The sequence below is a fragment of the Micromonospora sp. NPDC005298 genome (assembly GCF_040607375.1).
Lineage (GTDB): Bacteria > Actinomycetota > Actinomycetes > Mycobacteriales > Micromonosporaceae > Micromonospora.
This window is the reverse complement of record NZ_JBEXGP010000005.1, coordinates 128345-154198: the sequence shown is the minus strand read 5'-3', so window position 1 is coordinate 154198 and position 25854 is coordinate 128345. Positions and strand designations below refer to the sequence as shown.

The 25854-nt window shown below is 72.4% G+C and carries 25 protein-coding genes and 1 riboswitch; of the genes, 16 read left to right on the top strand and 9 right to left on the bottom strand.

Annotated features, from left to right (window positions below; all coding sequences use genetic code 11):
• The first annotated feature begins 141 nt into the window (after positions 1 to 141).
• Positions 142 to 777 (top strand): alpha-ketoglutarate-dependent dioxygenase AlkB, encoded by a 636-nt coding sequence (locus ABZS77_RS12785; protein WP_354821698.1) that lies wholly within the window; start codon positions 142 to 144, stop codon positions 775 to 777.
• Between the two features lie 524 nt (positions 778 to 1301).
• On the opposite strand, the gene ABZS77_RS12780 is transcribed toward ABZS77_RS12785, so the two are convergent.
• Together ABZS77_RS12780 and ABZS77_RS12775 are read right to left on the bottom strand one after the other, a co-directional pair.
• Positions 1302 to 3785, bottom strand: a complete 2484-nt coding sequence (locus ABZS77_RS12780; RefSeq protein ID WP_354821695.1) for a DNA topoisomerase IV subunit A — start codon at positions 3783 to 3785, stop codon at positions 1302 to 1304.
• A 32-nt stretch (positions 3786 to 3817) separates the two neighbouring features.
• The gene (locus ABZS77_RS12775; RefSeq protein WP_354821942.1) at positions 3818 to 5947 is read right to left on the bottom strand and encodes a DNA topoisomerase IV subunit B; all 2130 of its coding nucleotides are present in this window, start codon (positions 5945 to 5947) and stop codon (positions 3818 to 3820) included.
• Between the two features lie 165 nt (positions 5948 to 6112).
• On the opposite strand from ABZS77_RS12775, the gene ABZS77_RS12770 reads away from it, so the two are divergent.
• The 3 genes from ABZS77_RS12770 to ABZS77_RS12760 all read left to right on the top strand — a co-directional run bounded on the left by ABZS77_RS12770 (position 6113) and on the right by ABZS77_RS12760 (position 9242).
• On the top strand, positions 6113 to 6829 hold the full coding sequence (locus tag ABZS77_RS12770; protein WP_354821692.1) for a hypothetical protein: 717 nt from the start codon (positions 6113 to 6115) through the stop codon (positions 6827 to 6829).
• 191 nt (positions 6830 to 7020) lie between these two features.
• Complete coding sequence (locus ABZS77_RS12765) at positions 7021 to 8277, top strand: hypothetical protein (protein ID WP_354821689.1); 1257 nt, start codon at positions 7021 to 7023, stop codon at positions 8275 to 8277.
• Between the two features lie 101 nt (positions 8278 to 8378).
• A complete protein-coding gene (locus tag ABZS77_RS12760; protein WP_354821686.1) occupies positions 8379 to 9242 on the top strand; it encodes an alpha/beta fold hydrolase in 864 nt (287 codons plus the stop codon).
• A gap of 37 nt (positions 9243 to 9279) precedes the next feature.
• Here the strand turns inward: ABZS77_RS12760 and ABZS77_RS12755 are convergent, their stop codons facing one another.
• On the bottom strand, positions 9280 to 9450 hold the full coding sequence (locus tag ABZS77_RS12755; protein WP_354821683.1) for a hypothetical protein: 171 nt from the start codon (positions 9448 to 9450) through the stop codon (positions 9280 to 9282).
• Positions 9451 to 9645: 195 nt separating this feature from the next.
• On the opposite strand from ABZS77_RS12755, the gene ABZS77_RS12750 reads away from it, so the two are divergent.
• Both ABZS77_RS12750 and ABZS77_RS12745 read left to right on the top strand, forming a co-directional pair.
• Positions 9646 to 10278, top strand: a complete 633-nt coding sequence (locus tag ABZS77_RS12750; protein WP_354821680.1) for a hypothetical protein — start codon at positions 9646 to 9648, stop codon at positions 10276 to 10278.
• A 148-nt stretch (positions 10279 to 10426) separates the two neighbouring features.
• Positions 10427 to 10795 carry a hypothetical protein gene (locus ABZS77_RS12745; RefSeq protein ID WP_354821677.1) on the top strand — a complete coding sequence of 123 codons (369 nt, stop codon included), beginning with the start codon at positions 10427 to 10429 and terminating at the stop codon, positions 10793 to 10795.
• A 56-nt stretch (positions 10796 to 10851) separates the two neighbouring features.
• On the opposite strand, the gene ABZS77_RS12740 is transcribed toward ABZS77_RS12745, so the two are convergent.
• Positions 10852 to 11802 carry a DUF72 domain-containing protein gene (locus ABZS77_RS12740; protein WP_354821674.1) on the bottom strand — a complete coding sequence of 317 codons (951 nt, stop codon included), beginning with the start codon at positions 11800 to 11802 and terminating at the stop codon, positions 10852 to 10854.
• Positions 11803 to 11932: 130 nt separating this feature from the next.
• Between ABZS77_RS12740 and ABZS77_RS12735 the strand changes: the two genes are divergently transcribed.
• Together ABZS77_RS12735 and ABZS77_RS12730 are read left to right on the top strand one after the other, a co-directional pair.
• Positions 11933 to 12436 carry a DinB family protein gene (locus ABZS77_RS12735; protein ID WP_354821671.1) on the top strand — a complete coding sequence of 168 codons (504 nt, stop codon included), beginning with the start codon at positions 11933 to 11935 and terminating at the stop codon, positions 12434 to 12436.
• A gap of 94 nt (positions 12437 to 12530) precedes the next feature.
• Positions 12531 to 12755: a hypothetical protein gene (locus tag ABZS77_RS12730; protein WP_354821668.1), complete on the top strand. Its 225-nt coding sequence runs from the start codon at positions 12531 to 12533 to the stop codon at positions 12753 to 12755.
• A 7-nt stretch (positions 12756 to 12762) separates the two neighbouring features.
• Here ABZS77_RS12730 and ABZS77_RS12725 read toward each other — a convergent pair whose 3' ends face one another.
• Positions 12763 to 14814 carry a glycogen debranching N-terminal domain-containing protein gene (locus tag ABZS77_RS12725; RefSeq protein ID WP_354821665.1) on the bottom strand — a complete coding sequence of 684 codons (2052 nt, stop codon included), beginning with the start codon at positions 14812 to 14814 and terminating at the stop codon, positions 12763 to 12765.
• Positions 14811 to 15203 carry an SCP2 sterol-binding domain-containing protein gene (locus tag ABZS77_RS12720; RefSeq protein ID WP_354821662.1) on the bottom strand — a complete coding sequence of 131 codons (393 nt, stop codon included), beginning with the start codon at positions 15201 to 15203 and terminating at the stop codon, positions 14811 to 14813. The genes ABZS77_RS12725 and ABZS77_RS12720 overlap by 4 nt, the downstream gene beginning before the upstream one ends.
• A 181-nt stretch (positions 15204 to 15384) precedes the next feature.
• On the opposite strand from ABZS77_RS12720, the gene ABZS77_RS12715 reads away from it, so the two are divergent.
• Complete coding sequence (locus tag ABZS77_RS12715) at positions 15385 to 16413, top strand: NAD(P)-dependent alcohol dehydrogenase (RefSeq protein ID WP_354821659.1); 1029 nt, start codon at positions 15385 to 15387, stop codon at positions 16411 to 16413.
• Positions 16414 to 16422: 9 nt separating this feature from the next.
• Here ABZS77_RS12715 and ABZS77_RS12710 read toward each other — a convergent pair whose 3' ends face one another.
• Complete coding sequence (locus ABZS77_RS12710) at positions 16423 to 16932, bottom strand: DinB family protein (RefSeq protein WP_354821656.1); 510 nt, start codon at positions 16930 to 16932, stop codon at positions 16423 to 16425.
• A 78-nt stretch (positions 16933 to 17010) separates the two neighbouring features.
• Here ABZS77_RS12710 and ABZS77_RS12705 point away from each other — a divergent pair, with 78 nt between their 5' ends.
• Entirely contained in the window at positions 17011 to 17526 is a 516-nt protein-coding gene (locus ABZS77_RS12705; RefSeq protein WP_354821653.1) for a 2'-5' RNA ligase family protein, read from the top strand.
• A gap of 212 nt (positions 17527 to 17738) precedes the next feature.
• A complete protein-coding gene (locus ABZS77_RS12700; RefSeq protein WP_354821650.1) occupies positions 17739 to 17924 on the top strand; it encodes a hypothetical protein in 186 nt (61 codons plus the stop codon).
• A 13-nt stretch (positions 17925 to 17937) separates the two neighbouring features.
• On the opposite strand, the gene corA is transcribed toward ABZS77_RS12700, so the two are convergent.
• On the bottom strand, positions 17938 to 19065 hold the full coding sequence (corA, locus tag ABZS77_RS12695) for a magnesium/cobalt transporter CorA (RefSeq protein WP_354821647.1): 1128 nt from the start codon (positions 19063 to 19065) through the stop codon (positions 17938 to 17940).
• Positions 19066 to 19293: 228 nt separating this feature from the next.
• Between corA and ABZS77_RS12690 the strand changes: the two genes are divergently transcribed.
• From ABZS77_RS12690 to ABZS77_RS12670, 5 genes are all read left to right on the top strand, one after another.
• Positions 19294 to 21231, top strand: coding sequence for an amino acid transporter (locus ABZS77_RS12690; protein ID WP_354821644.1), 1938 nt, complete (start codon positions 19294 to 19296; stop codon positions 21229 to 21231).
• A gap of 82 nt (positions 21232 to 21313) precedes the next feature.
• A riboswitch (SAM riboswitch) is annotated at positions 21314 to 21425 on the top strand.
• A 33-nt stretch (positions 21426 to 21458) separates the two neighbouring features.
• The gene (locus ABZS77_RS12685; RefSeq protein ID WP_354821641.1) at positions 21459 to 21599 is read left to right on the top strand and encodes a hypothetical protein; all 141 of its coding nucleotides are present in this window, start codon (positions 21459 to 21461) and stop codon (positions 21597 to 21599) included.
• Positions 21600 to 21696: 97 nt separating this feature from the next.
• Positions 21697 to 22602, top strand: coding sequence for an ABC transporter substrate-binding protein (locus ABZS77_RS12680; RefSeq protein ID WP_354821638.1), 906 nt, complete (start codon positions 21697 to 21699; stop codon positions 22600 to 22602).
• Between the two features lie 45 nt (positions 22603 to 22647).
• On the top strand, positions 22648 to 23427 hold the full coding sequence (locus ABZS77_RS12675; RefSeq protein WP_354821635.1) for an amino acid ABC transporter permease: 780 nt from the start codon (positions 22648 to 22650) through the stop codon (positions 23425 to 23427).
• Complete coding sequence (locus ABZS77_RS12670; protein ID WP_354821632.1) at positions 23424 to 24155, top strand: amino acid ABC transporter ATP-binding protein; 732 nt, start codon at positions 23424 to 23426, stop codon at positions 24153 to 24155. The genes ABZS77_RS12675 and ABZS77_RS12670 overlap by 4 nt, the downstream gene beginning before the upstream one ends.
• A gap of 66 nt (positions 24156 to 24221) precedes the next feature.
• Here ABZS77_RS12670 and ABZS77_RS12665 read toward each other — a convergent pair whose 3' ends face one another.
• A complete protein-coding gene (locus ABZS77_RS12665; RefSeq protein ID WP_354821629.1) occupies positions 24222 to 25847 on the bottom strand; it encodes a Na+/H+ antiporter in 1626 nt (541 codons plus the stop codon).
• Positions 25848 to 25854: the final 7 nt, after the last annotated feature.

Here is a 25854-nt window from a genome sequence, read left to right as displayed (position 1 = left end):
TCGCGCCTGGTCACGCTCGATCCTGAAAATAGTCCCCTCGAAGCGCGTAGGAGGCCACTACATCCGGGATCGAGCACGATCTTGCCGAGGGCGGCCGGGGTGACTAGCACTGGTGTACGAAAGTGCTGCTAGGGTGGCCGTATGACGCAGGCCGCTTATCAGCCGTCGATGCTCGACCTGACCGACGCCGAGCCGACCCTGGGGCCGCTGGCCGGGCAGATCCGCCGGCACCAGCTCACCCGGGGCGCCTGGGTCGACCACCTCCCCGGCTGGGTGCGCGCCTCCGACACGGTCCTCGACACCCTGCTCTCCGACGTGCCCTGGCGCGCCGAACGACGCACCATGTACGACAGCGAGGTCGACGTGCCGCGCCTGCTCTGCTGGTACGCCGGCGACCGGCAACTCCCACACCCCGTGCTCACCGAGGCACGGGCGGCACTGACTCGGCACTACACCCCTGAGCTGGGCGAGCCGTTCGTCACCGCAGGCATGTGCCTCTACCGGTCCGGGCGCGACAGCGTGGCCTGGCACGGCGACACCATCGGCCGCTCGGCGCACACCGACACCGTCGTCGCGATCGTCTCCTTCGGGGCACCCCGCCCGCTGCTACTGCGCCCCCGAGGCGGCGGCGAAAGCCTGCGGTTCCCGGTCGGGCACGGCGATCTGATCGTGATGGGCGGCTCCTGCCAACGCACCTGGGAACACGCCATCCCGAAGACCACCCGCCCGGTGGGCCCACGGGTCAGCGTCCAGTTCCGCCCGCACAACGTCGCCTGACCCAGGTCCCGCACCGCCCGGCCCGACCCCGGCAACCCCGCCGGCCCCTGGCCCGGCCCCGCCTGACCGTGCGCGCACCGCAGGCCCTCACCCGCGCCCCGGGCCCGCGCCCCGCACCGCTCGCCCAGCCCGCAGACGATGCACGCCCACATCGCTCGCCCGCTCCGCAGGCCCGCGCCCGCGCCTTGCCCGGCAGGCTCCGCACCCGCGCCCGCCCCGCAGGCCCGCGCCCCGGATTACCCCGCCCGCTGCATGATCGTGCTCGATCCAGGATCGAGTGGTATCCCGCGCCAGCGATGCCACTATTTCCGGGATCGAGCACGATCATGCAGCGGGTCAGGCGCCAACATACGGGCATTTGGGTGGAAAGCACTCTGCCAGAAGCAGCAACTTCCCGGAAGTTGTGCGGATCTTGGGCCGGACGAGCCGGCAGGCCGGACAGGCCGGCACACCAGACAAGCCCGCACACCAGACAAGCCCGCACACCAGACAGGCCGGCACGCCTGACAAGCCGGCCGTGGGGGTTAGTCGCGCTCGATGAGGTGGCCTACCACCGTCGGGCCGAGCATCACGGCGAAGCCGGAGCCGTCGCGGCGCGGGTCGGCGGCGGGCAGCTCCACCGGGTCGCCGGTGCCGGTCGCGCCGACCGGGCGCGGTCCCACCCAGGCGACCGCCACGTCGGTCTCACCCTTGAGGAAGCGGTGCGCGCGTACGCCGCCGGTCGCCCTGCCCTTCGCCGGGTACGACTTGAACGGCGTCACCTTGACCGTCGCCCCGGTGGAGGTGACCACCATCGGTTCGCCGTGACCGGGGTCGTCGGTGCGCACCGCGCCGAAGAACACCACGTGTGCTCCGGCCGGCAGGTTGATGCCGGCCATGCCGCCGCCCTTGAGCCCCTGTGGACGGACCAGCCCGGCGGGGAACCGCAGCAGCGACGCCTCCGAGGACACGAACGTCAACGTCTCGGCACCGTCGGTCAGCCAGGTCGCCCCGACCACCTCGTCACCGTCGCGCAGACCGATCACCTCGAACTCGTCGGAGCGCACCGGCCACTCCGGCGAGCAGATCTTCACCACGCCCTGGCGGGTGCCCAGCGCGAGCCCCGGGGAGCCGTCCGCCGGCCCGCCGAGCGGGGCCAGACCGACGACGGTCTCCCCCGCCTCCAGCGGCACCAGCTCGGCCGCGGACATCCCGCCACGCAGCGACACGGTGCCGGCCTGTTCCGGCAGCACCGGCAACGGCAGGACGTCGACCTTGAACGCCCGGCCCGCGCTGGTCAGCAGCAGCACCCTGCCACGGGCGGTGGAGTGGGCGATGGCGCGTACCGTGTCGTGCTTGACCCGGCCGTTGCGGCGGCGCCCCTCGGCGCTCTCCTCCGACTCGGCCGCGGTCCGGGCGACCAGCCCGGTCGCGGAGAGGATCACCTGGCACGGGTCGTCGGCGACCTCCAGTGGGCCGGCCGGCGCGGACGCGGCCAGCACCTCCTTCAGGTCACCGTCGACGAGGGTCGTACGCCGTTCGGCGCCGAACTGCTTGACCACGGCCGCCAACTCGTCGGAGACCACCTTGCGGAGCACCCGCTCGTCGTCGAGGATCGCGCTCAGCTCGGCGATCTCGGCGCGTAGGCGCTCCTGCTCGGCCTCCAGCTCGATCCGGTCGAACTTGGTCAACCGGCGCAGCGGCGTGTCCAGGATGTAGGTGGCCTGGATGTCGGAGAGGCCGAAGCGGCTCATCAGCCCGTCCTTCGCGGCCTGCGCGTCGTCGCTGCCCCGGATCAGCCGGACCACCTCGTCGATGTCCAGCAACGCGATGAGCAGACCGTCGACCAGGTGCAGCCGTTCCTGCCGCTTGCGGCGGCGGTACGAGGTGCGCCGGGTGACCACCTCGTACCGGTGGGCCAGGAAGACCTCCAGCAGCGCCTTCAACCCGAGCGTGCGCGGCTGCCCGTCGACCAGGACCAGGTTGTTGACGCCGAACGACTGCTCCAGGGGCGTCAACCGGTAGAGGTCGGCGAGCAGTGCCTGCGGGTTGACGCCGACCTTGCACTCGACGACGAGCCGGGTGCCGCTCTCGCGGTCGGTGAGGTCCTTGACGTCGGCGATGCCGGTCAGCCGCTTGGTCTTGGTCACCTCGTTGGTGATCGCCGCGATGACCTTCTCCGCGCCGACGCCGTACGGCAGCTCGACCACGGTGATCGCCTGGCGGCCCCGGCTGCCCTCGATCGGGCCGATCTCCACCTTGCCGCGCATCCGCACCACGCCGCGCCCGGTCTCGTACGCCCGGCGCACCTCGTCCAGGCCGAGCAGCACACCACCGGTGGGCAGGTCGGGGCCGGGGACGAACTCCATGAGCCGGTCCAGGGTGGCGTCCGGGTGGTTGATCAGCCAGCGGGCGGCGGAGACCACCTCGGCCAGGTTGTGCGGGATCATGTTGGTGGCCATGCCGACCGCGATGCCGGACGCGCCGTTGACCAGCAGGTTGGGGAACGCGGCCGGGAGCACGGTCGGCTGGGTCAGCGACCCGTCGTAGTTGGGTTCGACGTCGACGGTGTCCTCGCCCAGCTCACCGACGAGCAGCATGGCCTCGCGGGACATCCGCGCCTCGGTGTAGCGGGAGGCGGCCGGGCCGTCGTCGGGTGAACCGAAGTTGCCGTGCCCGTCGATCAGCGGCACGTTGAGCGAGAAGTCCTGTGCGAGGCGGACCATCGCGTCGTAGATCGCCGTGTCGCCGTGCGGATGGTACTTACCCATCGTGTCCCCGACGATGCGGGCGGACTTCACGTGCCCACGGTCGGGGCGGTAGCCCTGCTCGTACATCGACCAGAGGATGCGCCGGTGCACGGGCTTGAGGCCGTCGCGGGCGTCCGGCAGGGCGCGGGAGTGGATGACCGAGAACGCGTACTCCAGGTAGGAGTCGGAGACCTCGGTGACCAGCGGATTGTCGAAGACCCGCGCGCCGGCCTGGTCGAACGAGGAGAGGTCGACCTTGTTTTCCTTACGGCGTGCCATGACTCAGCTCTCCACTCGAACGGAACGGGCGCTCATGCGTCGATCGCCTCGCGGTCGACGCGGTCGGCGGAGTCGATCAGCCAGTTGCGCCGGGGCTCCACCTTCTCGCCCATCAGCAGTTCGAGGATCCGTTCGGCGGCGTCCACGTCGTCGAGGGTGATCCGGCGGACGGCGCGGGTGGCCGGGTTCATCGTGGTGTCCCACAACTCGTCGGCGTCCATCTCACCGAGACCCTTGAACCGTGGGATGGGGGTGACGATCTGCTTGCCGGCCTTCTCCAGCTTGCGGACCGTCGTCTCCATCTCGGCCTGGGTGTAGGTGTAGACGGTCTGCGGGTTGCGCCCCTTGGTGGTGACCTTGTGCAGGGGCGGCATCGCGGCGTAGAGCCGCCCGGCCTCGATCAACGGGCGCATGTACCGGGCGAAGAGCGTGATCAGCAGGGTACGGATGTGCGCGCCGTCCACGTCGGCGTCGGCCATGATCAGTACGCGGCCGTAGCGCAGCGCGGAGAGGTCGAACGTACGCCCGGAGCCGGCCCCGAGGACCTGGACGATGGCCGCGCACTCGGCGTTGTCCAGAACCTGCTGGAGGTTGGCCTTCTGCACGTTGAGGATCTTGCCCCGGATCGGCAGCAACGCCTGGTATTCCGAACTGCGGGCCATGCGGCTGGTGCCGAGGGCGCTGTCGCCCTCCACGATGAACAGCTCGCTGCGGTCGATGCCGGTGGCGCGGCAGTCGACCAGCTTCGGCGGCATCGACGCGCCCTCCAGGGCGGTCTTGCGCCGGGCGGCGTCCTTCTGCTGCTTCTGGGTGAGCCGCACCCGGGCCGCGTCGACGATCTTCTGGAGGACGGTACGCGCCTCGGCCTTGGTGCGCCGGTCCTCCAGCCATGCCTTGACGTGCGCGTCGACCAGGGTCTGGATCACCTTGGTGATGCCGGTGGTGGACAGCTCGTCCTTGGTCTGCGAGGTGAACTGTGGCTCGGGGATCCGCACGTGCACCACGGCGGTCATGCCCTCCAGGACGTCGTCCAGGGTGGGCGGCTCCTCCTTGGCCTTGAGCAGGCCACGGGTGTTGCGGACCGCGTCGGCGAGGGTGCGGACGAGGGCGCGTTCGAAGCCCTTGCGGTGGGTGCCGCCGTGCGCGTTGCGGATCGTGTTGGTGAAGCACTCCACGGTGCGTTCGTAGCCGGTGCCCCAGCGGAACGCCACCTCGACCTCGGCGCGGCGCTGCACGTTCGACTGCATGACCCCGTTGGCGTCGGCGGCGTTCTCCCGGTACGTCCCCTCGCCGTTGACCAGCAGGATGCCCGAGACCGGCCGGTCGCCGGCCGGGGCGAGGAACTCCACCATGTCGCTGAGCCCGTTGGGGTAGTGGAACCGCTCCTCGGCGGGCGCCTCGCCGGTCAGGTCACGCAGCAGGTAGGTCACGCCGGGGACCAGGAAGGCGGTGTTGCGCAGCTTCATCCGGACCGCGTCGACGTCGAGCGCCGCGCCGGTCTCGAAGTAGCGGGCGTCGTGCCACCAGCGGATCGAGGTGCCGGTGCGGTGGCCGCGCTTCATGGCGCCGACCACCTGGAGCCCGGGGCCGGGGGTGAAGGGCGCGTCCGGGCCGTCGCCGTCGAAGACCCCGGGGACGCCGTGCCGGAACGACATGGCGTGGACCTTGCCGGCGCGGCGGACCGTCACGTCGAACCGGCGGGACAGCGCGTTGACCGCGGACGCGCCGACGCCGTGCAGGCCGCCTGAGGTCTTGTAGCCGGAGCCCCCGAACTTGCCGCCGGCGTGCAGCCGGGTCAGCACCAGCTCGACGCCGGAGATGCCGGACTTGGCGTGCACGTCGGTGGGGATGCCCCGACCGTCGTCGTCGACCTGCACCGAGCCGTCGGCGTGCAGGATCACCTCGACGTGGCTGGCATGACCGGCGACACCCTCGTCGGTGGAGTTGTCGAGGATCTCGTTGACGAGGTGACCCACGCCACGGCTGTCGGTGGAGCCGATGTACATGCCGGGCCGCTTGCGGACAGCGTCCAGCCCCTCAAGGTGGGTGAGGTCATCGGCCCCGTACAGGGTGTCAGGCTCTGCGGTCAACTGGTCGTACTCCCCGGTCTCGGCGGTGTGCTGCCGGTCACCGGCGACATCAGCCGGCGTGGCGCGCCGCAGCGAGCCTAGCCGGAGGCTGGGACAACTCCCGGACGCCCTACGCGACCCGCCGCGTGACACCGCCCGGACGTGAGCGAGGGAACAGCTACGGGTGATCGCGGGACCACGCTCCGACACCCCCACCGGTAGGCTCGCGTACCTGTTCGGTCGTCGAAAGGTGACGGGGTGGACGAGACGACGCGCGGCGCGCTGCGGCGCTCCCTCGGCACGCGGGGCCGGTTCTGGCTGCTCGTGGGCACCCTGGCGGCGGGGCTGCTCGCCGCGGTGGCGCTGGTCGCGGCGGCCGCTCCCGCCGACCGGACGTTCGCCGCGGTCTCGGACACGGCCCAGAGCCTGATGTCGGTGCTGACGCCACTCTTCGGCATCCTGCTGGTGCGTGATCGTCGGCGGGCGTCCGACGCGGTCGGGGTCGTTCCCACGGTGCTCGCGGTGCTGCTGCCCGCCATCGTCGTCGGCGTGGCCGGGGTGCTGATCTGCGCCGCCACGGTGGCCCTCACCCCGGCCGCCGTGGCCGACGAGCCGTGGCGGCACGCCGGGACGGTCGCGGTGGGCAGCGTCCTGGTGCAGGTCGTCGCCGGCCTGGTGGGCACCGGGCTGGGTCTGCTGCTGCGCTCGACGGTGATCGCGTTCCTCGCCACGATCGTCCTGCCGTTGGGTCTGTTCGGGCTGCTGGGCGCGGTGGACTCCCTCCGTCCGGCGCAGCCGTGGCTCACCCCGTTCGGCAGTGTCCGCCACCTGCTGTCGGGCGAGATGAGCGTGCTGCGGTGGGTGCAGTGGCTGTGCGTACTGCTGATCTGGGGTGTGGGTCTGAACGCCCTGGGCGCGGTCGCGCTGAGGCGTCGTGGGCGCCCCGACCGGGCGGTCGCCGCGCCGGCGAGGTAGCGGTCGCCCGGCGGTCAGGCGGGCCCTGACGGGCCGGTACGCCGGCGGGCCGTCCGGTTCGGACGGACGGCCCGGCGGGCCGAGATGTCATTCGTCGAAAGATTCTGTTACGGGCCATTGACGCCCGTCACGCGCGGGTGATCTGATCGCGCCCTCAGAGAATCTTTCATCTTTCGATGGACGGGAGCCCCATGCCCAGGTTCCGCCGTACCGCGCTCGCCGCGGCACTCACGATCGTCACGGCCGCGCTGTCGACCGCCGTCGCGCTGCCCTCCCCCGCCACCGCCGCGCTGCCAACCGCCGCGGTGGCGCTCGGCGACAGCTTCATCAGCGGCGAGGGCGCCGGGGCGTACACCCCGGTGGTCGACGTCAACGGGGTCGCCCAGGGCTTCCCCGGCTGGACGGCGCCGAACAACAACGCGTACTTCTGCCACCGGTCGGCGAACGCGTCGCTGAACCAGGCGAACCTGCCGGGCATCCAGAACCGTTTCAACCTGGCCTGCTCCGGCGGTCAGCCGCACGACATCGCCAACGCCTCGCAGGCGCGCGCCAACGGCCGGACCGTCGCCGCGCAGCTCGACCAGCTCCGCGCCGTCGCGCAGACCCAGGACATCGACCTCGTGCTGATCGGGCTGGGTTCCAACAACAGCTCGTTCACCTTCGGCAGCGTCGCGGAGAAGTGCGCCAACCGGTTCATCGCCGACGCGTGGACCGGCTGGTGGGAGTTCTGGGCGTACCTGAACGGGCCGGTGGAGCAGAAGCCGTGCAGCGACGCCGACCTGGCCACCGCCGCGCAGCTCAGCGCCGCGACCGCGGAGACCACCGCCGCCGTACGCCAGATCCTGACGACCCTCGACCAGGTGGACGCGGACGGGCAGCACCGGATCGTGTTCCAGGACTACACGAATCCGCTGCCGCTGGAGCTGAACCCGGTGTTCCACGAGGAGGACGGCCGGGACGACACCCGGGACAAGTTCCGTGACCTGGGCGCCGAGCGGTACGCCGCCGGCTGCCCGATCCACCGCGCCAGCCTCGCGCCCGGGCACCGCTTCTCCCAGGGCCTCGGCGGCATCGTGAAGTCCACCCGGGACACCCTGGCCGCCGAGTTCCCCTCGGCCGACCTGGTCTACCTCAACGTGCAGCGGGCCTTCGACGGCGCCCGGCTCTGCGAGCAGACCAACAGCCCGACCGGCGCGCTGGCCACCCCGATCCGCCTCCAGGACGGCGCGAACGGCACCTTCGTCACGAGCCTCGCGGGCAAGGACAAGATCGCCATCCAGCGGATCGCGAACACCTGCGTCAGCTACTTCCAGACCTGCCAGGAGTCGTGGCACCCGAACGCCACCGGGCACCAGGTGCTCGGCCAGTGCCTGGCCGGGGCCGCCACCACCGCCGCCCGCGCGGTGTCGTGTGTCCGGGCCGGCAACGGGGCGATCTCCGTCTCCTGACCTGACGCGTCACCGGAAGGCCCCGCCACCCGGCGGGGCCTTCCGTCGCGTCCGGGCCGCCTCGGCTACCCGCCGGTAACGTCGGGCCGTAAGCTGGGCCGGTGAACGGGGAGACGGAGTACGCGCAGGAGTTCGTCGAGGTCGACGGCGCCCGAATCGGTGTGCAGGTGTATCCCGAGCCGGACGGATCGGCGGGCGCGCCGGTCGTCGTCATCTGGCCGGCGATGGGGGTACGCGCCCGTTACTACCGCCCGTTCGCGGCCGCGCTGCGCGACGCCGGGCTGGCCGTGGTCGTCGCCGACCTGCGAGGCACCGGGACGAGCACGCCGGCGCCGAACCGCGCCGACCGGCACGGCTACAGCGAGCTGGCCGGTGACGTCGGCGCCGTCCTGGCCGCCCTCAAGCCACGGCTGGACGGGCGCACCCGGGTGCTGCTCGGTCACTCACTCGGCGGGCAGGCCGCCCTGCTGCACCTCGCCCTGCACGGCGACGCCGACGTGGACGGGCTGGCACTGGTCGCCGTGGGCGTCCCCTACTGGCGCGTCTACCCGGGTCGGCGCGGCCTCGGCGTCCTGCCGTACACCCAGGGGATCGCCGCCACCGCGGCACTGCTCGGGGTCTGGCCCGGCTGGGGATTCGGCGGTCGGCAGGCGCGCGGGGTCATCCGGGACTGGGCGCACACCGCCCGGACCGGCCGCTTCCCGCGCCTGGACGGCACCGACACCGAAGCGGCGGTACGCGCGGTGCGGACACCGGTGCTGGCGATCAGCGTGGACGACGACCAGTACACCCCGCACGAGACCATGGACCACCTCTGCGCGAAGCTCGCGGCGGCGCGGGTGACCCGCCAGCGCTACACGGTGGCGCAGGCCGGCGCGCCACTTGACCACTTCACCTGGGTCCGCGCCAGCACGCCCCTCGCGGGGCGGATCGCCCGTTTCGCCGGCGACCTGCCACCGCGCTGAGGCGTACCGGCCGGGCACGTCGCCCGGCCGGCCGGGTTCACTCGTCCTGCTCCAGTGGAGTCAACTCGCCGTCGCGCTCCACCCGGATCTCCGCGTGGTCCTTGCGCGGCGCGACCTCCGCCGTGTTCCGGTGCGGGTCGTTGTCGGGATGCATGAGCACCGCGTCCGTCTTGGGGGTCTTCTCCCGAACCTCGTCCGGCTGCGACATTCCGTTCCCCTCTCCGTCGGCGTCAGACGGATCTACCCGCCACCGCGCCGACGACTCCTGCCGGCGGCGGTCCGGCGCCCCGACGCCCGGATGTCCCCGCCGTGCCGGTACGGCGGGGATCGACCGGTGCACGACGGGGTTAGCCGCCCGGGCGGCGGGTAAGCCGCATCGCCCGACACGGCGGAAGGGGATCACATGTCCGAACGACACACCGCACTGCGCTCGATGCACGATCTGGGTCTGGCGGCCTGGTTCGGCGGCTCCCTCATGGGTGCCTTCGGCGTCAACGGCGCAGCGGCGAAAATCAACGACTCGACCCAGCGGCTCCCGGTCGCCTCGGCCGGATGGTCGAAGTGGACACCTGTCAACGCGGCCGCCATCGGCGCGCACCTGGCCGGCGCGGTCGGCGAACTGGTCACCGAGAGCCCTCGGGTGGCGGCCCAGCGGGGCGTCGGCCGGGCCAGTGCCATCAAGACGGCGTTGACCATCGGCGCGCTCGCGGTCACCGGCTACAGCCGGCTGGTCGGCATGCGGCTGGAGAAGGCGGGCGGACCGCCGGTGAGCGGCACCACCGAACCCAACCAGCAGACACCGGCCAACGTCGCCTCGTCCCAGCGGCAGATGAAGCTGCTCCAGTGGGCGATTCCGGCGCTGACCGGATCGCTGGTCGTGGTCACCGCGTACATGGGCGAGCAGCAGAAGCCCGGCCAGGTGCTGCGCGGGATCCTCAACCGTGCCGGCGGGATGCGCAGCGCCCCGATGGGCATGGCCAAGATGGGCATGAGCATGGGGGCCGGCAAGCGGCACATGGCGATGTCCGGACGCTGAGCGTCGGGCCGGCCGGTGTCCCGCCGGACCGTCGACGGGGGCCACCGGCCGGCCCCGCACGCCCCCCACGGCGACACCGAGGGGGCGGGACCGGCCGGGGACGGGCGATCCGTCCGCCGGTAGCGGCGGACCGACGAGCGAGGTGGCCATGACCGAGGCACGCAGCAGTGGCGGCGGTGACCGGCTGGAACCGGAGGCGGTCAACCCGTGGGGCACCGGCGACGGTTTCGACGCCGACGCGCCGTGGGGCGCGGACGACGACTCGCCGATGGACGAGGGCAGCGAGGAGACGGCGGTGCCCGAGGGACGGCGCGGTGAGCGGCGCGCGGGCGCGGCGCCCGGCCGGTCCGATCCGGCGGGGCGGCACGGCTTCGGTCCGGTCGAGCCCACCCGGACGACGATGGCCGGGCCGGGCGCGCCGCCGGACCCGGCGCCCAGCGGCCGGACCTTCCCCGACGAGGCGGACGTCACGGAGAGCACCCAGGACGCGTTGCGCAGCCGGGGCCGGCGCTCCTGAGGCACCACGCTGCCCGCGTGCTCCGGCCCGGCCGGACGGCACGCGGGCGGGTGCCGTCAGGGGGTCGACGCGGCCCGCGCCGGGACGCTCTGACCGTCGAGCGGTCGACGCGGTCCGGCCGGCACTCCGCCGAGCATGCTCTCGGCGAGCACCTGCGCCAACCGGGTGGCGTCGCGCTGGGCCTGCCCGGCGCAGCAGTTGTTGAACAGCACGTGCAGGTCGTCGACCCCGCCAGCCAGCTCGGCCAGGCGCCCGGCCCAGTCCCGCAGTTCCGACTCGGCGTACGCGTAGCGGAACTTGTCCTCCTTGTCGCCGTCGCGCCACGCGTCGCTGTGCCCGTGGAAGCGGACGACAGCCGGCTCCGCGGTGCGCGTGAGGATCGGCGGCACCGACGAGGGGTGCCCCTGCGGCATGTCGACACAGACCAGTGAGAGGTCGTGTGCCCGCAGCAGGTCCAGGGTGGCCGCCCGCGCGGCACCGTCGAACCAGGACCCGTGCCGCACCTCGACCGCCACCCGCCACGGGTGGCACCGCTGCGCCAGCTCGACGATTCGACGTTCGGCCGCGGCGCCGCGCGCCAGCCACGGCGGGAACTGCAACAGCACCACGCCCAGTTTGCCGGCGCCCGCGATCGGGTCGAGCGCCGCGCGGAACCGGGCCCACAGCTCGTCGTACACCTGCTCGGGCAGGTCGCGGCGGCGGACCCGGCTGGGGCCGGTGGCGGGCCGCAGGTCCCGGGGCAGCGCGGCGACCGGCGTCGGGTGACCGGTGAAGAGGCGGAACGCCTTGACGTCGAAGGTGAAGTCCTCCGGTGTGGCGTCGACCCAGCCCTGCGTGGTCTCCGGCACCGGCACGGCGTAGTAGGAGGTGTCCACCTCGACCAGCGGGAACCGGCCGGCGTAGAAGGCCAGCCGGGCGGCCGGCGTGTTGGCCGAACGCGGGTACCAGCCGGAGCGCAGCAACGACTGGTCGGCCCAGGACGACGTGCCCACCTTGATCACACCCATGTCATTCAGTGGACAGTCCCGCACGCCGATCGGCAACCGCTGGCGGCCCGGGCCACCGTCGTGTCCCACGCCGAAGTGTCGGTGCCCCCTCCTAGTCTGACGCGCAACGGACTTCGACGAAGGGGCGAGGATGACCAGCACCGAGCAGCTCACCGGGGAACGGGCCGACCTGTTGCAGACCCTGCGACGGCACCGGGGCTTCCTCCTGCAGACCGTCGACGGGCTGAGCGACGAGCAGGCCGCCGCCCGCAGCACCGTGAGCGAGCTCTGCCCCGGCGGGCTCATCAAGCACGTCGCCGGCACCGAGGAGCGGTGGATGCGGTTCGCCGTCGGTGGCGCCGAGGCCATGCAGCGCGAGCAGATCGACTGGGTCGGTCAGTTCCGGATGGCGCCGGGCGAGACCCTGGCCGGGCTGGTCGAGCGGTTCCAGGCGGTCGCCGCGCGGACCGACGAGCTGGTCGCCACCCTCGACCTGGACGTGGCGCACCCGTTGCCGCAGGCGCCCTGGTTCGAGCCGGGCGCGAGCTGGACGGTGCGCCGGGTGCTGCTGCACCTCATCGCCGAGACGGCCCAGCACGCCGGGCACGCCGACATCCTGCGGGAGGCGATCGACGGCTCCAAGACGATGGGCTGAGTCTGCCCGCGTCCGGCGGGTCCCCCGCGTGCCACATCCCCCTCGCCGGGGCGGATGTGACGCCGCGCAGGTGGGCGGCGCTGAGGGACACGAGATGGACGCAGATCAGATGGATCAGGAGACCGCCGAGCGGCTGCTCGCTGGTGGTCCCCTCGATGCGTCTGCCGGGCCGCGTACGGTCGTGCTGCTGCTGACCGCGATCCGCGCCGCGCCGCGCCCCGCCGAGTTGGCCGGCGAAGGCCTCGCCGTGCAGGGCTTCCGCCGCGCCCGACGCAAACGCCGTCACGAGGTCGGCGGGGCGGCGCACCGCGACGAGTGACGCCCCGTCAGCGGCGGCGCGCGCCGGTGGAGCGGTCGCCGGCGTAGGCGTCGGCGTGACCCCAACGGCCGGGGATGTCCAGCAGCTCCAGGCGCCCGAAGCCCGCCGGCAGCGCCGGAGTCACCAGCAGGTCGTCCCCCGTGGGCCGCAGTCCCAGCAGGGTGCCCAGCAGCATCAGCAGCGCACCCGAGGACCACGACTGTGGGCGGCCCGCCGACGGCAGCTGGACGGGATACTTCGTGATGCTCCGCTCGTAGCCGGCGATCAGCTCGGGCACCGCCCCGCCGAGGGTCTGCGCCATGTCGAGGATGCCGGAGGCGATCCGGGCCGCGTGGGCGTCGAAGCGGTACCGCCGCAGCCCGGCGGCGATCAGCGCGTTGTCCGACGGCCACACCGCCCCCAGGTGCGAGCCCACCGGGTTGTACGGCCGCTGCCCGGCGGCGAGGGTACGCACACCCCAGCCGTTGAACAGCCGCTGCCCGATCAGGTGCTCGGCGACCGCCTCCGCACGGTGCTCCGGCACGATCCCGCTCCACAGCAGGTGCCCGATGTTCGAGGACAGCGCGTCGACCGGCTCGCCGTACGGGTCGAGGGCCAACGCGTAGTGCTCCTGCTGGGGCAGCCAGAAGTCCCGGTCGAACCGCTGCCTGAGTGACTCCGCCTCGCGCTCCAGCCGGTCGGCGTACGCGGGGTCGTCCCAGAACGTGCGGGCCAGTCGGGCGCCGCGTCGTTTCGCGTCGTACGCGTAGCCCTGCACCTCGCAGGTGGCGCGCGGGAACGCCGGTTGCCGTCCACGGGAGTCGACGATCGCGTCGGCCGAGTCCTTCCAGGACTGGTTCACCGCGCCGTGCCGCTCGTTGCGGCGCTGGTAGCGCACGTAGCCGTCCCCGGTCAGGTCGCCGTACTCGTCGATCCAGTCCAGCGCCATGCGGGCCGGGTGGCGCAACTCGCGGACCAGGTCGGCGTCGCCGGACCAGAGTTCGTACTCGTCGAGCAGGACGACGAAGAGCGGGGTGGTGTCGGCGGCACCGTAGTACAGGGCGTTCGAGAGTGCGCCGAAGGCCGCCGACTCGCCGTAGCGGAGCTGGGCCATGATCTTGCCCGGTTCCTCCTCGTGCTCGTCGTCGAGCTGCCCACCCTGCAGCAGGGCCAGCATCCGCAGCGTCGCGGGCGTCAGCTCGGGGGTGAACGCCAGCGTCTGGAGGCAGGTGATGATGCTGTCCCGCCCGCAGAACGCCATCGCCCACGGCAGACCCCCGACCGGCACCCGCTCGGTGTACGCCAGCGGCCGGTACCGCAGCGCCGCCAGGTCGGCGAGAGCGCCCTGGTACGTCGCCTCCAGGCCGTTGCGTTCGGAGACCAGCCGCGGAGCCCGGTCCAGCCAGTCCGCGAGGTCCTCACGCATCCCACCGCGGACTGCCTGCTGGTGCGAGTCCAGATGGGCCCGCATGTCCTGCCCCTTCTCGCCCTGGATGGTCAGGCTGACGTGCAGGTCGGTCTCCCATCGTCCCTCGGGGTCGAGGCGGATCCGGAACGTCATTCCACCCTCGTCCACCTCGGCGGGCGCGCTGCTGCTCACGGTGGCCTCGCGGACGAACCGCTCCCGCTGGTAGCGCAGGACGAGCCGGTGCCGCGCGGAGTCGGCGTCGACGTGCACGGCCCGCTGTCGGAGGGCGCCGACCTCGGCGATGTCGGCGAAGTCGCTGCCCAGGTCCAGCCGGACGGTGAGTTCCGCGTGCCGCGAGGAGTGGTTGAGCACCGTGATGTTCTCGTGGAAGCAGTCGTGCACCGAGCGGTGGCGGATGAGCGACACGTCGGCGTCGACGTAGTGGCTGGCCACACCGGGGACGAGGAAGAACCGCGTCTCGAAGGAGGTCATGTCGTCGCGGGAGAGGGCGTTGAGCCGTTCACCGTCGACGGTGAGCACCCAGTGGGACAGGAAGCGGGTGTCGAACGCGAAGAGACCGACGGGCGCCTGCGGATCGATCTCGATGTCGCCCTGGGCGTCGCTGATGGCGAAGACGTTGCCCGCGACGACGTGCACGAGTTCCTGCCTCACGGCTGTGCGTCCCGACCGGCCAGCGCCGCCCGCCCCAGTTCGCGCGGATGACGGGCGCCCTCGGGTCCGGGGAAGATGCGTCTCAGGAGCGTCAGCAGCCGCAGGTCGCCCCGCACGGTGAGGTCGTTGCGCAGCAGCGCGGCGGCGATGTGCGCCGAGCCGTTCGCCAGCCGGTCGAAGACCGCCCGGTCGGCGCGGACCACCAGGTCGGCGACCTCCGCGGACCTGGTCACCTGGACGTGCTGGTCAGCCACGGTCAGGTACCAGTGCTCGGTGCAGCCACCTCCTCCGCGTACGTCCAGCCGCAGCGTCCCGGCGGTGGTCTCGGGCAGGTTCGGCCGCCGTCCGTCGTCCACCTGCTGGAGGTACCGCGCCACCGTCGTGCCCATCGCGTCGCCCTTTCGCCGGGGTGTCCCAGCAGGATCACCGTTGCCGGGGCGAGTCCGGTTCACCCGGATCGGGTGAGCCGGGCCCGACGGTGCCACGTGACCTCGTTTGCCGGTCGGTGATTCGGGCAGGCTCGGGCAGGATTCAGAGACGGGGGACGGTCGGATGCGGGCACTGCGGTTGATGCGATGGAAGTCGGAACCGGAACTGGTCGAGGTCGCCGAACCGACACCGGGGCCGGGCCAGGTGGTGGTGCGGATCGGCGGCGCCGGCGCCTGCCACTCCGACCTGCACCTGATGGACGAGTTCGAGCCGGGCTCGGTGCCCTGGGACCCGCCGTTCACGTTGGGGCACGAGAACGCCGGCTGGGTGCACGCCCTGGGCGACGGCGTGACCGGGCTGCGCGTCGGGGAGCCCGTTGCCGTCTACGGCCCGTGGGGCTGCGGCACCTGCGCCCGTTGCCGGGTCGGCGTCGACCCGTACTGCGAGAACCCGGCCGACGCGCCGGTGCCCGGTGGCGGTGGCGGCCTGGGCCTGGACGGCGGGATGGCCGAGTACGAGCTGGTCCCGGACGCGCGACACGTTGTGCCGCTGCCCGACGGGTTGGATCCGGTGCACGCCGCGCCGCTGACCGACGCCGGGCTCACCCCGTACCACGCCGTGCGGCGTTCCTGGCCGAAGCTCCCGCCGGGAAGCACGGCCGTGGTGATCGGGGTCGGTGGGCTGGGGCACGTGGGTGTGCAGATCCTCAAGGCCACCACGGCCGCCCGCGTGATCGCGGTGGACACCCGTGCCGAGGCGCTGCGGCTGGCCGAGGAGTGCGGCGCCGACCGTACGGTGACGGCTGGCCCGACGGCGGCCGAGGAGATCCGGGACGCCACCGGCGGGCGGGGTGCCGACGTCGTGCTGGACTTCGTGGGCGCGGACGCCACCCTGACGCTCGGCGTCGCGGTGGCCCGCACCGTCGGCGACCTGACCATCGTGGGCATCGGCGGGGGCACCCTGCCGGTGTCGTTCTTCTCCGTGCCGTACGAGGTGAGCATCGCGACCACCTACTGGGGCAGCCGTCCCGAGCTGGTGGAGGTGCTGGACCTGGGCGCGCGGGGCCTCGTCCGGCCGACGACCACCACCTTCGCCCTGGACGACGCCCTGGAGGCCTACCGCCAGATGCGCGCGGGGACCCTCCAGGGCCGGGCGGTGATCGTGCCGTGAGCCCGCCGGTCAGTCGGCGCCGAGCAGGCCGCGGACGAAGGCGGCCTGCCCGACGTGTTGCAGGTCGTCCTCGACGACGCTGACCAGCCGCACGCCGAGGGTGACCGGCGGGTCCCACGCCTCGTCCACGACCCGGTCCAGGTCCGCCGGGGCCAGCCCGGCCAGGAACGACCGGGTACGCCCCGACACCGCGTCGTAGTAGTCGATCAACGCCTGGGCGCTCTCCGGCCGCACCGCCGCGACCTGTGCGGGCGAGTGCCCGAAGCCGGTGTCGTCGGGGTCGGCGGTCAGGCCGAAGCGGCCCGCCCAGTCGCCTTCCACCCAGATCTGCCCGGTGTCGAGCAGGTCGGCGACGGCCTGGTCCTGGATGCGGGTCAGGTGCCAGACCAGCCAGCCGATCGTGTTGGCGCCCGGTCCCGGCTCGTGGCGCAGTTGCTCCGGGCTCAGGCCGTCGACCGCGGCGCGGACGAGGTCGGGCAACCGGTCGTACGTCTCGGTCAGCAGGTCACTCACGTCCACGGCGCACGCCTCCTGGTCGGTTGGGGAACAGGTACCGCCGCCACGGGCGATCAAACCTCCCACCGCTACGGTGATCACGTGGTCGCGGCGTTGGAGTTGTATCTGGATCCGGACGCCACACGCCGGATCCGGGTGCTGTGGGACGCGCTGGAGGCCGAGGGTGTGCAGAGCATGCGCTCGCTGCTGGAGCAGCGCCACCGCCCGCACGTCTCGCTCGCGGTGGCGCCCCGCTTCGATCCCGAACAGGTCGCCGCCGCGCTGCGCGGGACGGTCGTGGCCGCCCCGCTGCGCCTCGACCTCCAGCACGCCGGGCAGTTCGTCGGCCGGGTGCTGTGGCTGGGCCCGGCGCCCACCCTGGAGTTGCTGGCGCACCACCGGCTGGTGCACGACCGGCTGGCCGCCGCCGGCATCGCCCTCGCCGAGCACTACCAGCCGGGCCGCTGGGTGCCGCACTGCACGCTGTCCATGCGGGTGCCGAACGCGCTGATGGCCGCCGCGGTGCGCCGCTGCCTGGAGGTGTTGCCGGTGGCCGCGACCGTGGTCGGCGCGGCGCTCACCGACCACGCGCGCGGGATCGCCCACCCGCTGCAGTGATCGCCGAGCCGAAAGCGGACGATAGCGGAGAATGTCCGGTTTGGCGGGCCGCAGTCGGGAAACCGAAAAGAAGCGGTGCGGACGCGTCCGGGCGTGGGATGGTTCGAGATGGCTGCCGTACCGGTGCGACCCGCTCGCGCGGGCGACCGGCCCGGCGGCGCGGCCTACGCCCGCGCCGCCCGCGGCGGCTTCGACGAGGAGAGGCAGGGCCCATGCAGGCTCAGCGCAGGCCACCGCGCACGGAGCGGAGCCAGACCAGGGACGACCGGACCGGCGGCGGGATGACCGGGGCGGCCACGCCACTGACGATCTGGGCCGCCGCGGTGCTGCTCGGCCGGATCGCCGCCGGCGACGACGACAGCGAGGACGAGCGGCACATCCTGCGCGGCATCGAGTGACCCCCCCGCCGGGTCAGAGCCAGCCGCGCCGCTTGAAGACCAGGTAGAGGGTGCCGCAGACCAGCAGCATCAGCAGCAACGCGAACAGGTAGCCGAACCGCCAGTTCAACTCCGGCATGTGGACGAAGTTCATCCCGTACACGGTGCCGATGAGGGTGGGGGCGAACAGGATCGCGGCCCACGACGAGACCTTCTTCAACTCCTCGTTCTGGGCGTAACTGGCAGCGGTGAGGCTGCGCATCTCCTCGTTCTGCTGCTGCGAGACGAGTGTGGCGTTGACGGTGAGGATGTTCTGCAACAGGTGCCGGAAGCCGTCCACCCGTTCCACCACCTGGGTCAGGTGGTCGGTCACGTCGCGCAGGTACCGGCGCAGTTCCTCGTCGGTGCCGTAGCTGCCCGCGCCGGCGGCGAGCGCGTCGAGCATGGTGAGCAGCGGACGGGCGGCCCGCTGGAACTCGATGACCTCCCGGCTGAGCCCGTAGATGCGCCGGCTGGCGTTCGGGTCACCGCCGAACACCTGGGTCTCGATCTCGTCGATGTCGTTCTCCAGTCCGGCCACCACCGGCGCGTACCCGTCGACCACCTGGTCGAGGATCGCGTACAGGACCGCCTCCGGACCCTGGGCGAGCATCGGCGCGTCGGTCTCCAGTCGACGGCGTACGGCGGCCAGGTCGGGCGCCTCGCCGTGCCGGACGGTGACCACGAATCCCGGCCCGATGAACAGGTGCAGCTCGGAGAACTCGACCTCCTCGCGCAGGTCGTCGTAGCGGGCGGCGCGCAGCACCACGAACAGCGTGTCGCCGTACCGTTCGAGCTTGGGCCGCTGGTGGGCGTTGATGGCGTCCTCGACCGCCAGGTCGTGCAGCCGGAACTCCCGGGCCAGTGAGGTGATCTGGTCGATGTCGGGCCGGTACAGCCCGATCCAGGCCATCGCCTCGTCCTGCTCCTGGAGGCAGCGGTACGTCTCGGCGAGGCCGGCCGGCGAGGCGAACCGGTGTCCCCGGATGTAGACGGCGCTCTCCACCATGCCACCGGCGGGCGGCGCCGGAGCGGGCGGCGGCGGTACGCCGACCGGGGTCGCGTGCTCGTCGAGCTGGCGGCCGAAGCCGCCACCCGGGCGGAAGCGACGGCCGCCGACCATGAGCCGCTCCCTCCCCGGTGGCATCCGCGTCCGGCAGGCCTCGGCCCGAGCGGGCGGATCGGTGCGGGGCGCCGGAGGCGGTGCATCCCCCCTGCCCCGGGGCCGAAACCCGTCCGACCCGCCGGGCCGCCGGACCTGCCCCGGACGGGTTCGGCGTACCTGCGGACGGGTGCGTGCGCACGGGCGGATACTCGCGGTGAGCAGGGGCGGAGGACGGGGGAAGCGCCGGTGCGGGTCGACAGGCGCGCCGGGCGGCTGCGCGGCTGGCTGCTCGGCGGTACGGAGCGGGCCGCGCGGCACTCCGGCCCGCTCGGCCGCCCGCCGCGGGACCGGCAGCACCCGTGGTGGAGGGTGATGTGCCTGACCGGTGTCGACTACTTCTCGACGCTCGGCTACCAGCCGGGCATCGCGGCGCTTGCCGCCGGGGCGCTGTCGCCGGTGGCGACCCTGGTGCTGGTGCTGGTGACGTTGCTCGGCGCACTGCCGGTGTACCGGCGGGTGGCGGTGGAGAGCCCGCACGGCGAGGGCTCCATCGCGATGCTGGTCCGTCTGCTGAACTACTGGCCGGGCAAGCTGCTCGTGTTGGTGCTGCTGGGGTTCGCGGCGACCGACTTCATCATCACCATCACCCTGTCGGCGGCGGACGCGACAGCCCACATCGACGAGAATCCGTTCCTGCCCGGCGCGCTCAAGGGACACGAGCTGCCGCTCACGCTGCTGTTGGTGGCGTTGCTGGGCGCGGTGTTCCTCAAGGGATTCGGCGAGGCGATCGGGATCGCGGTCGTCCTGGTGGCCGTCTACCTGACGCTGAACGCGGTGGTGATCGCCGACGCCTTGTGGCGGGTGGCGACGCACCCGAGCGCGGTCGCGGACTGGCGGACCGCGCTGACCACCGGGCACGGTGACCCCCTGCTGGTGGTCGGACTGTCCCTGCTGGTCTTCCCGAAACTGGCGCTGGGCCTGTCCGGTTTCGAGACCGGGGTGGCCGTGATGCCGCACATCCGTGGAGACCGGCGGGACTCCGAGGAGCGACCGTCGGGCCGGATCCGAGGCGCGCGTCGGCTGCTCACCACCGCCGCGACGATCATGAGCGTCTTCCTGATCACCAGCAGCGTGACCACCACGGTGCTGATCCCACCCGAGGCTTTCCAGGCGGGCGGCCCGGCGAACGGCCGCGCGCTGGCCTACCTGGCGCACCAGCACCTCGGCGAGGTGTTCGGCACCGTCTACGACCTGTCCACCATCGGGATCCTCTGGTTCGCGGGCGCCTCGGCGATGGCCGGTCTGCTCAACCTCGTACCCCGGTATCTGCCGCGGTACGGCATGGCGCCCACCTGGGCGCGGGCCGTCCGCCCGCTGGTGCTGGTCTTCACCACCGTGGCGTTCCTGATCACGGTGGTCTTCGACGCGAGCGTGGACGCGCAGGGCGGCGCGTACGCCACCGGGGTCCTGGTGTTGATCACCTCGGCGGCGACGGCCGTGACCCTCGCGGCCCGGCGACGGCGGCAGCGGGGTCGGACGCTCGCGTTCGGGACCATCGCGGTGATCTTCGTGTACACCACGGTGGCGAACGTCGTGCAACGCCCCGACGGCGTCAAGATCGCCGCGTGTTTCATCGGCGGGATGATCCTGGTGTCGGTGCTGTCCCGACTGATGCGGGCCTACGAGCTACGGGTCGACCACGTCGAGCTGGATCCGGTCGCGGCCCGGATGATCGACGAACGGGCCACCCGCCGGATCCGCCTCATCGCGCACGAGCCGGAACGCCGGGACCCGGCCGAGTACCGCGCCAAGCTGGCCCAGACCATGGCGGACAACGACTTCCCCGACGACAGCGACGTCATCTTCGTCGAGGTGCGCGTCACCGACCCGTCGGACTTCGAGACCGGGCTGCTGGTCCGTGGCAGCGTGGCCCACGACAGCTACCCGGTGCTCAGTCTGGCCAGTTCCTCGGTGCCCAGCGCGCTCGCCGCCCTGCTGCTGGAGATCCGCGACCGGAGCCGGCGACGTCCCCACATCTACTTCGAGTGGAGCGAGGGCGGCCCGGCCCGCAACCTCCTGCGCTACCTGGCGTTCGGGCAGGGCGCGATCGCCTCGGTCACCCGGGAGATCCTGCGCCGCCAGGAGCCCGACCCGCGCCGCCGACCGCACGTGCACGCCGGTTGACCTGCCGGTCGACGGTCGCCGACGGTGAGCGTGGTCATAACGGCTGGACGATCCACCGGTTCCGGCTGCTAGCCTCGGCGCAGGTCATGAGCGCCAGCGCGAAGCCCCGGCTCGCTGGCCGGCAACCCTCCTCCGCGGTGGGGTGCCCCGGGTGAAGACCAGGCACCGGCAGGACGTCGGTGCAAGCGTGGCCTGGCACCCAGGTCAGCACAGACCCGGGAGACCGTATGCGTATCCTCAGCTCCATCCCACCGGCCGACGTCGCGGATCTCCGCGTCGGCCGGCTCTCGCCGGCACTGATCCGGCGTCGGCACGTGGACATGATGCGAATGTGCAGCGCGGCGTGTCGCCGCCGCACCGCGCTCTGACGCGTCCCCCTTTCCCACACCCGTTTCCAGCGGTACGCCCATCGGGCGCACCGTCCGCGGCGCGTACCCGCCGTGGCGCACCCCTTCGGAGAGACCTGTGCGATTCCTTCCTGCCCTGACCCGCGTCGCCGCCCTGGGCGCGGCCACGATCCTGGCCGCCACGTCGCTGACCGCCTGCGGCGACGACGCCTCGACCGACGCCACCGCGAACCCGTACGGCCTGGCGCAGCCGGGCGTGCTGCGCGCCGGCACGCTGACCGACGCCCCGCCGAACGTCTACCTCAAGGACGGCAGGTTCACCGGCTTCGACAACGACCTGCTGACCGCGGTGGCCGGCAAGCTCGGCCTGCGCGTCGAGTTCGTCGGGACCGACTTCTCGGCGCTGCTCAGTCAGGTCAACAACCACAAGTTCGACGTCGGCAGCTCCTCGATCACCATCACCGAGGCCCGTAAGAAGACGGTCGACTTCGGCAACGGCTACGACTTCGGCTACTTCGGCCTGGACGTCCCGGCCGGCTCGCCGATCACCAGCTTCGACCAGTTGGCCGGCAAGCGGGTCGTCGTGGTGCAGGGCACCGTCCAGGACGACTACGCCACCGGCAGGAAGCTCGACCCGGTGCGGGTTCCGGACTACAACGGCGCGATCAACCAGCTCAAGGCGGGCACCGCCGACGCGTGGATCGCCCCGGCCGAGATCGGCGAGAAGTCGGCAGCCGACAGCAACGGCAAGATCACCGTGGCGGCGAAGCAGCTCAGCCCGGCGCCGACCGCGTACGCCGTGGCCAAGGGCGGCGACAAGCTGCGCGAGGCGCTGAACAAGGCCCTCGACGAGGTGATCGCGGACGGCACCTGGAGCCGGTTGCAGGCGCAGTACTACCCGGGTCGGCCGATCCCGGCGGATTTCGCGCCCGGCAGCGGCACGGTCGCGGTGCCGTCGGCGTCGGTAGCGCCGTCGGCGTCCGCGTCGGTAGCGCCGTCGGCGTCCGCGTCGGCCGCGTCCTGAGCGGTCACCGGTGACGAGCGAGCGGGGCGGTAGGAGAGGCGACCGATGGATCCGTTGAGCACCCTGTGGGAGACGTTCTTCGACGCCGACGCGATGCGCGAGGCGCTGCCCGAGATGCTGACCGTCGGGCTGCCCAACACGCTGATCCTGGCGGTTTCCGCCGCCCTGCTCGGCTCGGTGCTGGGCCTGCTGCTGGCCGTCGCCGGCATCTCCCGTACCCGATGGCTGCGCTGGCCGGCGCGGGTCTACACCGACGTGTTCCGGGGCCTGCCGGCCGCCGCGACGATCCTGCTGATCGGGGTCGGGCTGGCGCCGCTGGGCATGGAGATCTGGGGACCGGACCCGTACCCGCTGGGCATCCTGGCGCTGTCGTTGATCGCGGCGGCGTACATCGGGGAGATCTTCCGCTCCGGTATCCAGTCGGTGGAGGCCGCCCAGTTGGAGGGCGCCCGCGCCCTCGGCTTCTCCTGGTCCGACGCGATGCGGCTGGTGATCATCCCGCAGGGCATCCGGCGGGTGCTGCCCGCCTGGGTGAACCAGCTCATCGCGTTGATCAAGGACTCCAGCCTGGTCTACTTCCTCGGGCTGGTGGCCAGCCAGCGCGAGCTGTTCCGGATCGGGCAGGACTACGCGGCCACCACCGGCAACGAGTCCGCGCTGCTGCTGGCCGGGCTCTTCTACCTGGCGTTGACCGTCCCGCTGACGCACGTCGTCAACTGGATCGACAGGCGGCTGCGGCACGGCCGGCCGGCCACCGCGCCCGTCGACGATGACGACGACGACACCCCGGCGCTGGCCGGGGTCCCGGAAGGAGACCGGCGATGACCACCTCCGTCAGCCTGGAGGCGCGCGACGTCCACCTCGCCTTCGGACCGAACCGGGTGCTGCGCGGCGTCGACCTCTTCGTGGCGCGCGGCGCGACGGCCTGCGTGATCGGGCCGTCCGGGTCGGGCAAGTCGACTCTGCTGCGGACCCTCAATCGGCTGATCGAGCCCGACCGCGGCGACGTGCTGCTGGACGGCCGCAGCGTGCTGCGCGACGACCCGGATGCGCTGCGGCAGCGGGTCGGCATGGTGTTCCAGCAGTTCAACCTGTTCCCGCACATGACCGTGCTGCGCAACATCACGCTGGCGCTGCGCCGCCTGCGCAGGCTCGGCGAGGACGAGGCGGACGCGGTCGCCCGCGCCCAACTGGAGCTGGTGGGGCTGGCCGGCAAGGCGAACTCCCGGCCGGCGCAACTCTCCGGCGGTCAGCAGCAGCGGGTGGCGATCGCCCGGGCACTGGCCCTGCGGCCGGAGGTGATGCTCTTCGACGAGGCCACCTCGGCGCTCGACCCCGAGCTGGTCAAGGGGGTGCTCGGGGTGATGGCCGACCTGTCCGCCGCCGGGATGACCATGGTGGTGGTGACCCATGAGATGGGGTTCGCCCGGCAGGTGGCCGACACCGTCGCCTTCATGGACCGGGGTGTGGTGCTGGAGGCCGGCCCTCCCGAGGGGATCTTCGAGGGGGCCGAGCACCCTCGCCTGCGCCGGTTCCTCGCGCAGGTGCTCTGAGGACCGCCGCTCAACCGGTATGGCGGCGCAGGTGCGCGGCGAACGCCGGCAGATCACGACGCGCGGTCACTCGCTCGGTCCGCGTCCCAGCAGCCGGATCTCCTCGTTGTCCAGCGCGGCCTGCAACTCCAGGAGCACCAGGTCGTCGATCTCCCGCCGGTCGCGCAGGCGGGTGACCTCCCGGCGCTTGTGGGCGAGGACGCCCAGGCGCAGCTTGCGTTCCAGCCGGCGTTCCTCGGCGGTGTCCCCGCCACTCTCGTTGACGTCGTCCAGGTGCCGCTGGTACTCCGCCTGCAGGCGACGCACCGCGTCGTCTCCGGCGCCGACCTCGCGGGCCACGTGGGGCACCGCCGCCAGACCGACCTCGGTGGCGCGCATCCGGGCCAGCCGGGCCTCGTCGACGCGTTCCGGGTCGCCGGCCAGTCCCGCCCAGCGCACCACAAGCGGCAGGGTGGTGCCCTGGACGAGCATGATCAGCACGATCACCAGCGCGGTGACGAAGATGATCAGATCGCGTTCGATCACCGGTCGACCGGCGACGGTCATCGTCGGGACGGCCAGCGCCGCCGCGAGCGACACGGCGCCCCGGAAGCCGGCCCAGCCCGCCACGGTCCCCACCCGCCAGCTCGACGGTTGCGCGCCCTGCTCCACCATCCGGCGGCGTCGCAGTCTCGCCGACTGCGCCGTCAGGTAGATGAAGAACAGCCGGGTGCACAGGACCACCACGGTGACCACCAGCACGATCACCACGGCCCGCCTCGGCGAGGTGCTCGTGACGCCCCGCACCGCGCGGGGGATCTGGGTGCCGAGCAGCACGAACAGCCCGCCGTTGATGAGGAACGTGGACAGGTCCCAGAACGCGTACGCCAGCACCCTGGACCGGGCACGGATCACCCGTGGACCGGCGTACGCCAGCACCAGCCCGGCGACAACGACCGCCAGCACCCCGCTGGCGTGCACCGAGTCGGCGAGCAGGAACGCGGCGAACGGCGTCAGGACGCTCAGCGCGCCCTCGCGCAGGGGATCGTCGAGCCGCTTACGGATCAGCACCACGAGGGCGCCCACCAGCAGGCCGGCGACCACCCCGCCGACACTGGCCCCGACGAACTCCTCGCCGATGCCCAGCACACCCGGATCCGCGCTCTGGGTGAGCAGCCCGACGGCCACCGCGAAGACCACGAGCGCGGTGCCGTCGTTGATCAGGCTCTCCGCGTGCAGGGTGGTGAGGAGCTTGCGGGGCAACCGTTTGGCCAGACCGGTGACCGCCGCCGCGTCGGTCGGCGCGAGGACGGCGCCGAGCACCCAGGCGGCGGCGGGGTTCACCCCGAACGCCTGCGCGGTGAACGACACGGTGACCATGGTGAGCACCACCAGCACCACGGCGAGCAGACCGATCACCGGCAGGTTGGCCCGGATCTCGCGCAGGCTGATGGTGAGGCTCTCCCGGTACAGGATCGCCGGCAGGAAGATCAACAGCACCAGGTCCGGTTCCAGGGTCAGATCGGACAGCGGCGGCGCCAGCCCGAGCAGCACCCCGAAGGCGATGAGCAGGACCGGCGGCGCGACCCGGTACCGGCCGCCGAGCGTGGTGCCGACCAGGACGGTGACGCCCAGCACCACGATCAGGATGAGCACCTCCACGGCGTACCCCCCTCGGTCCCGGGCCGACGGCGGACCCGCCGGTGGTTCCATCTGACCG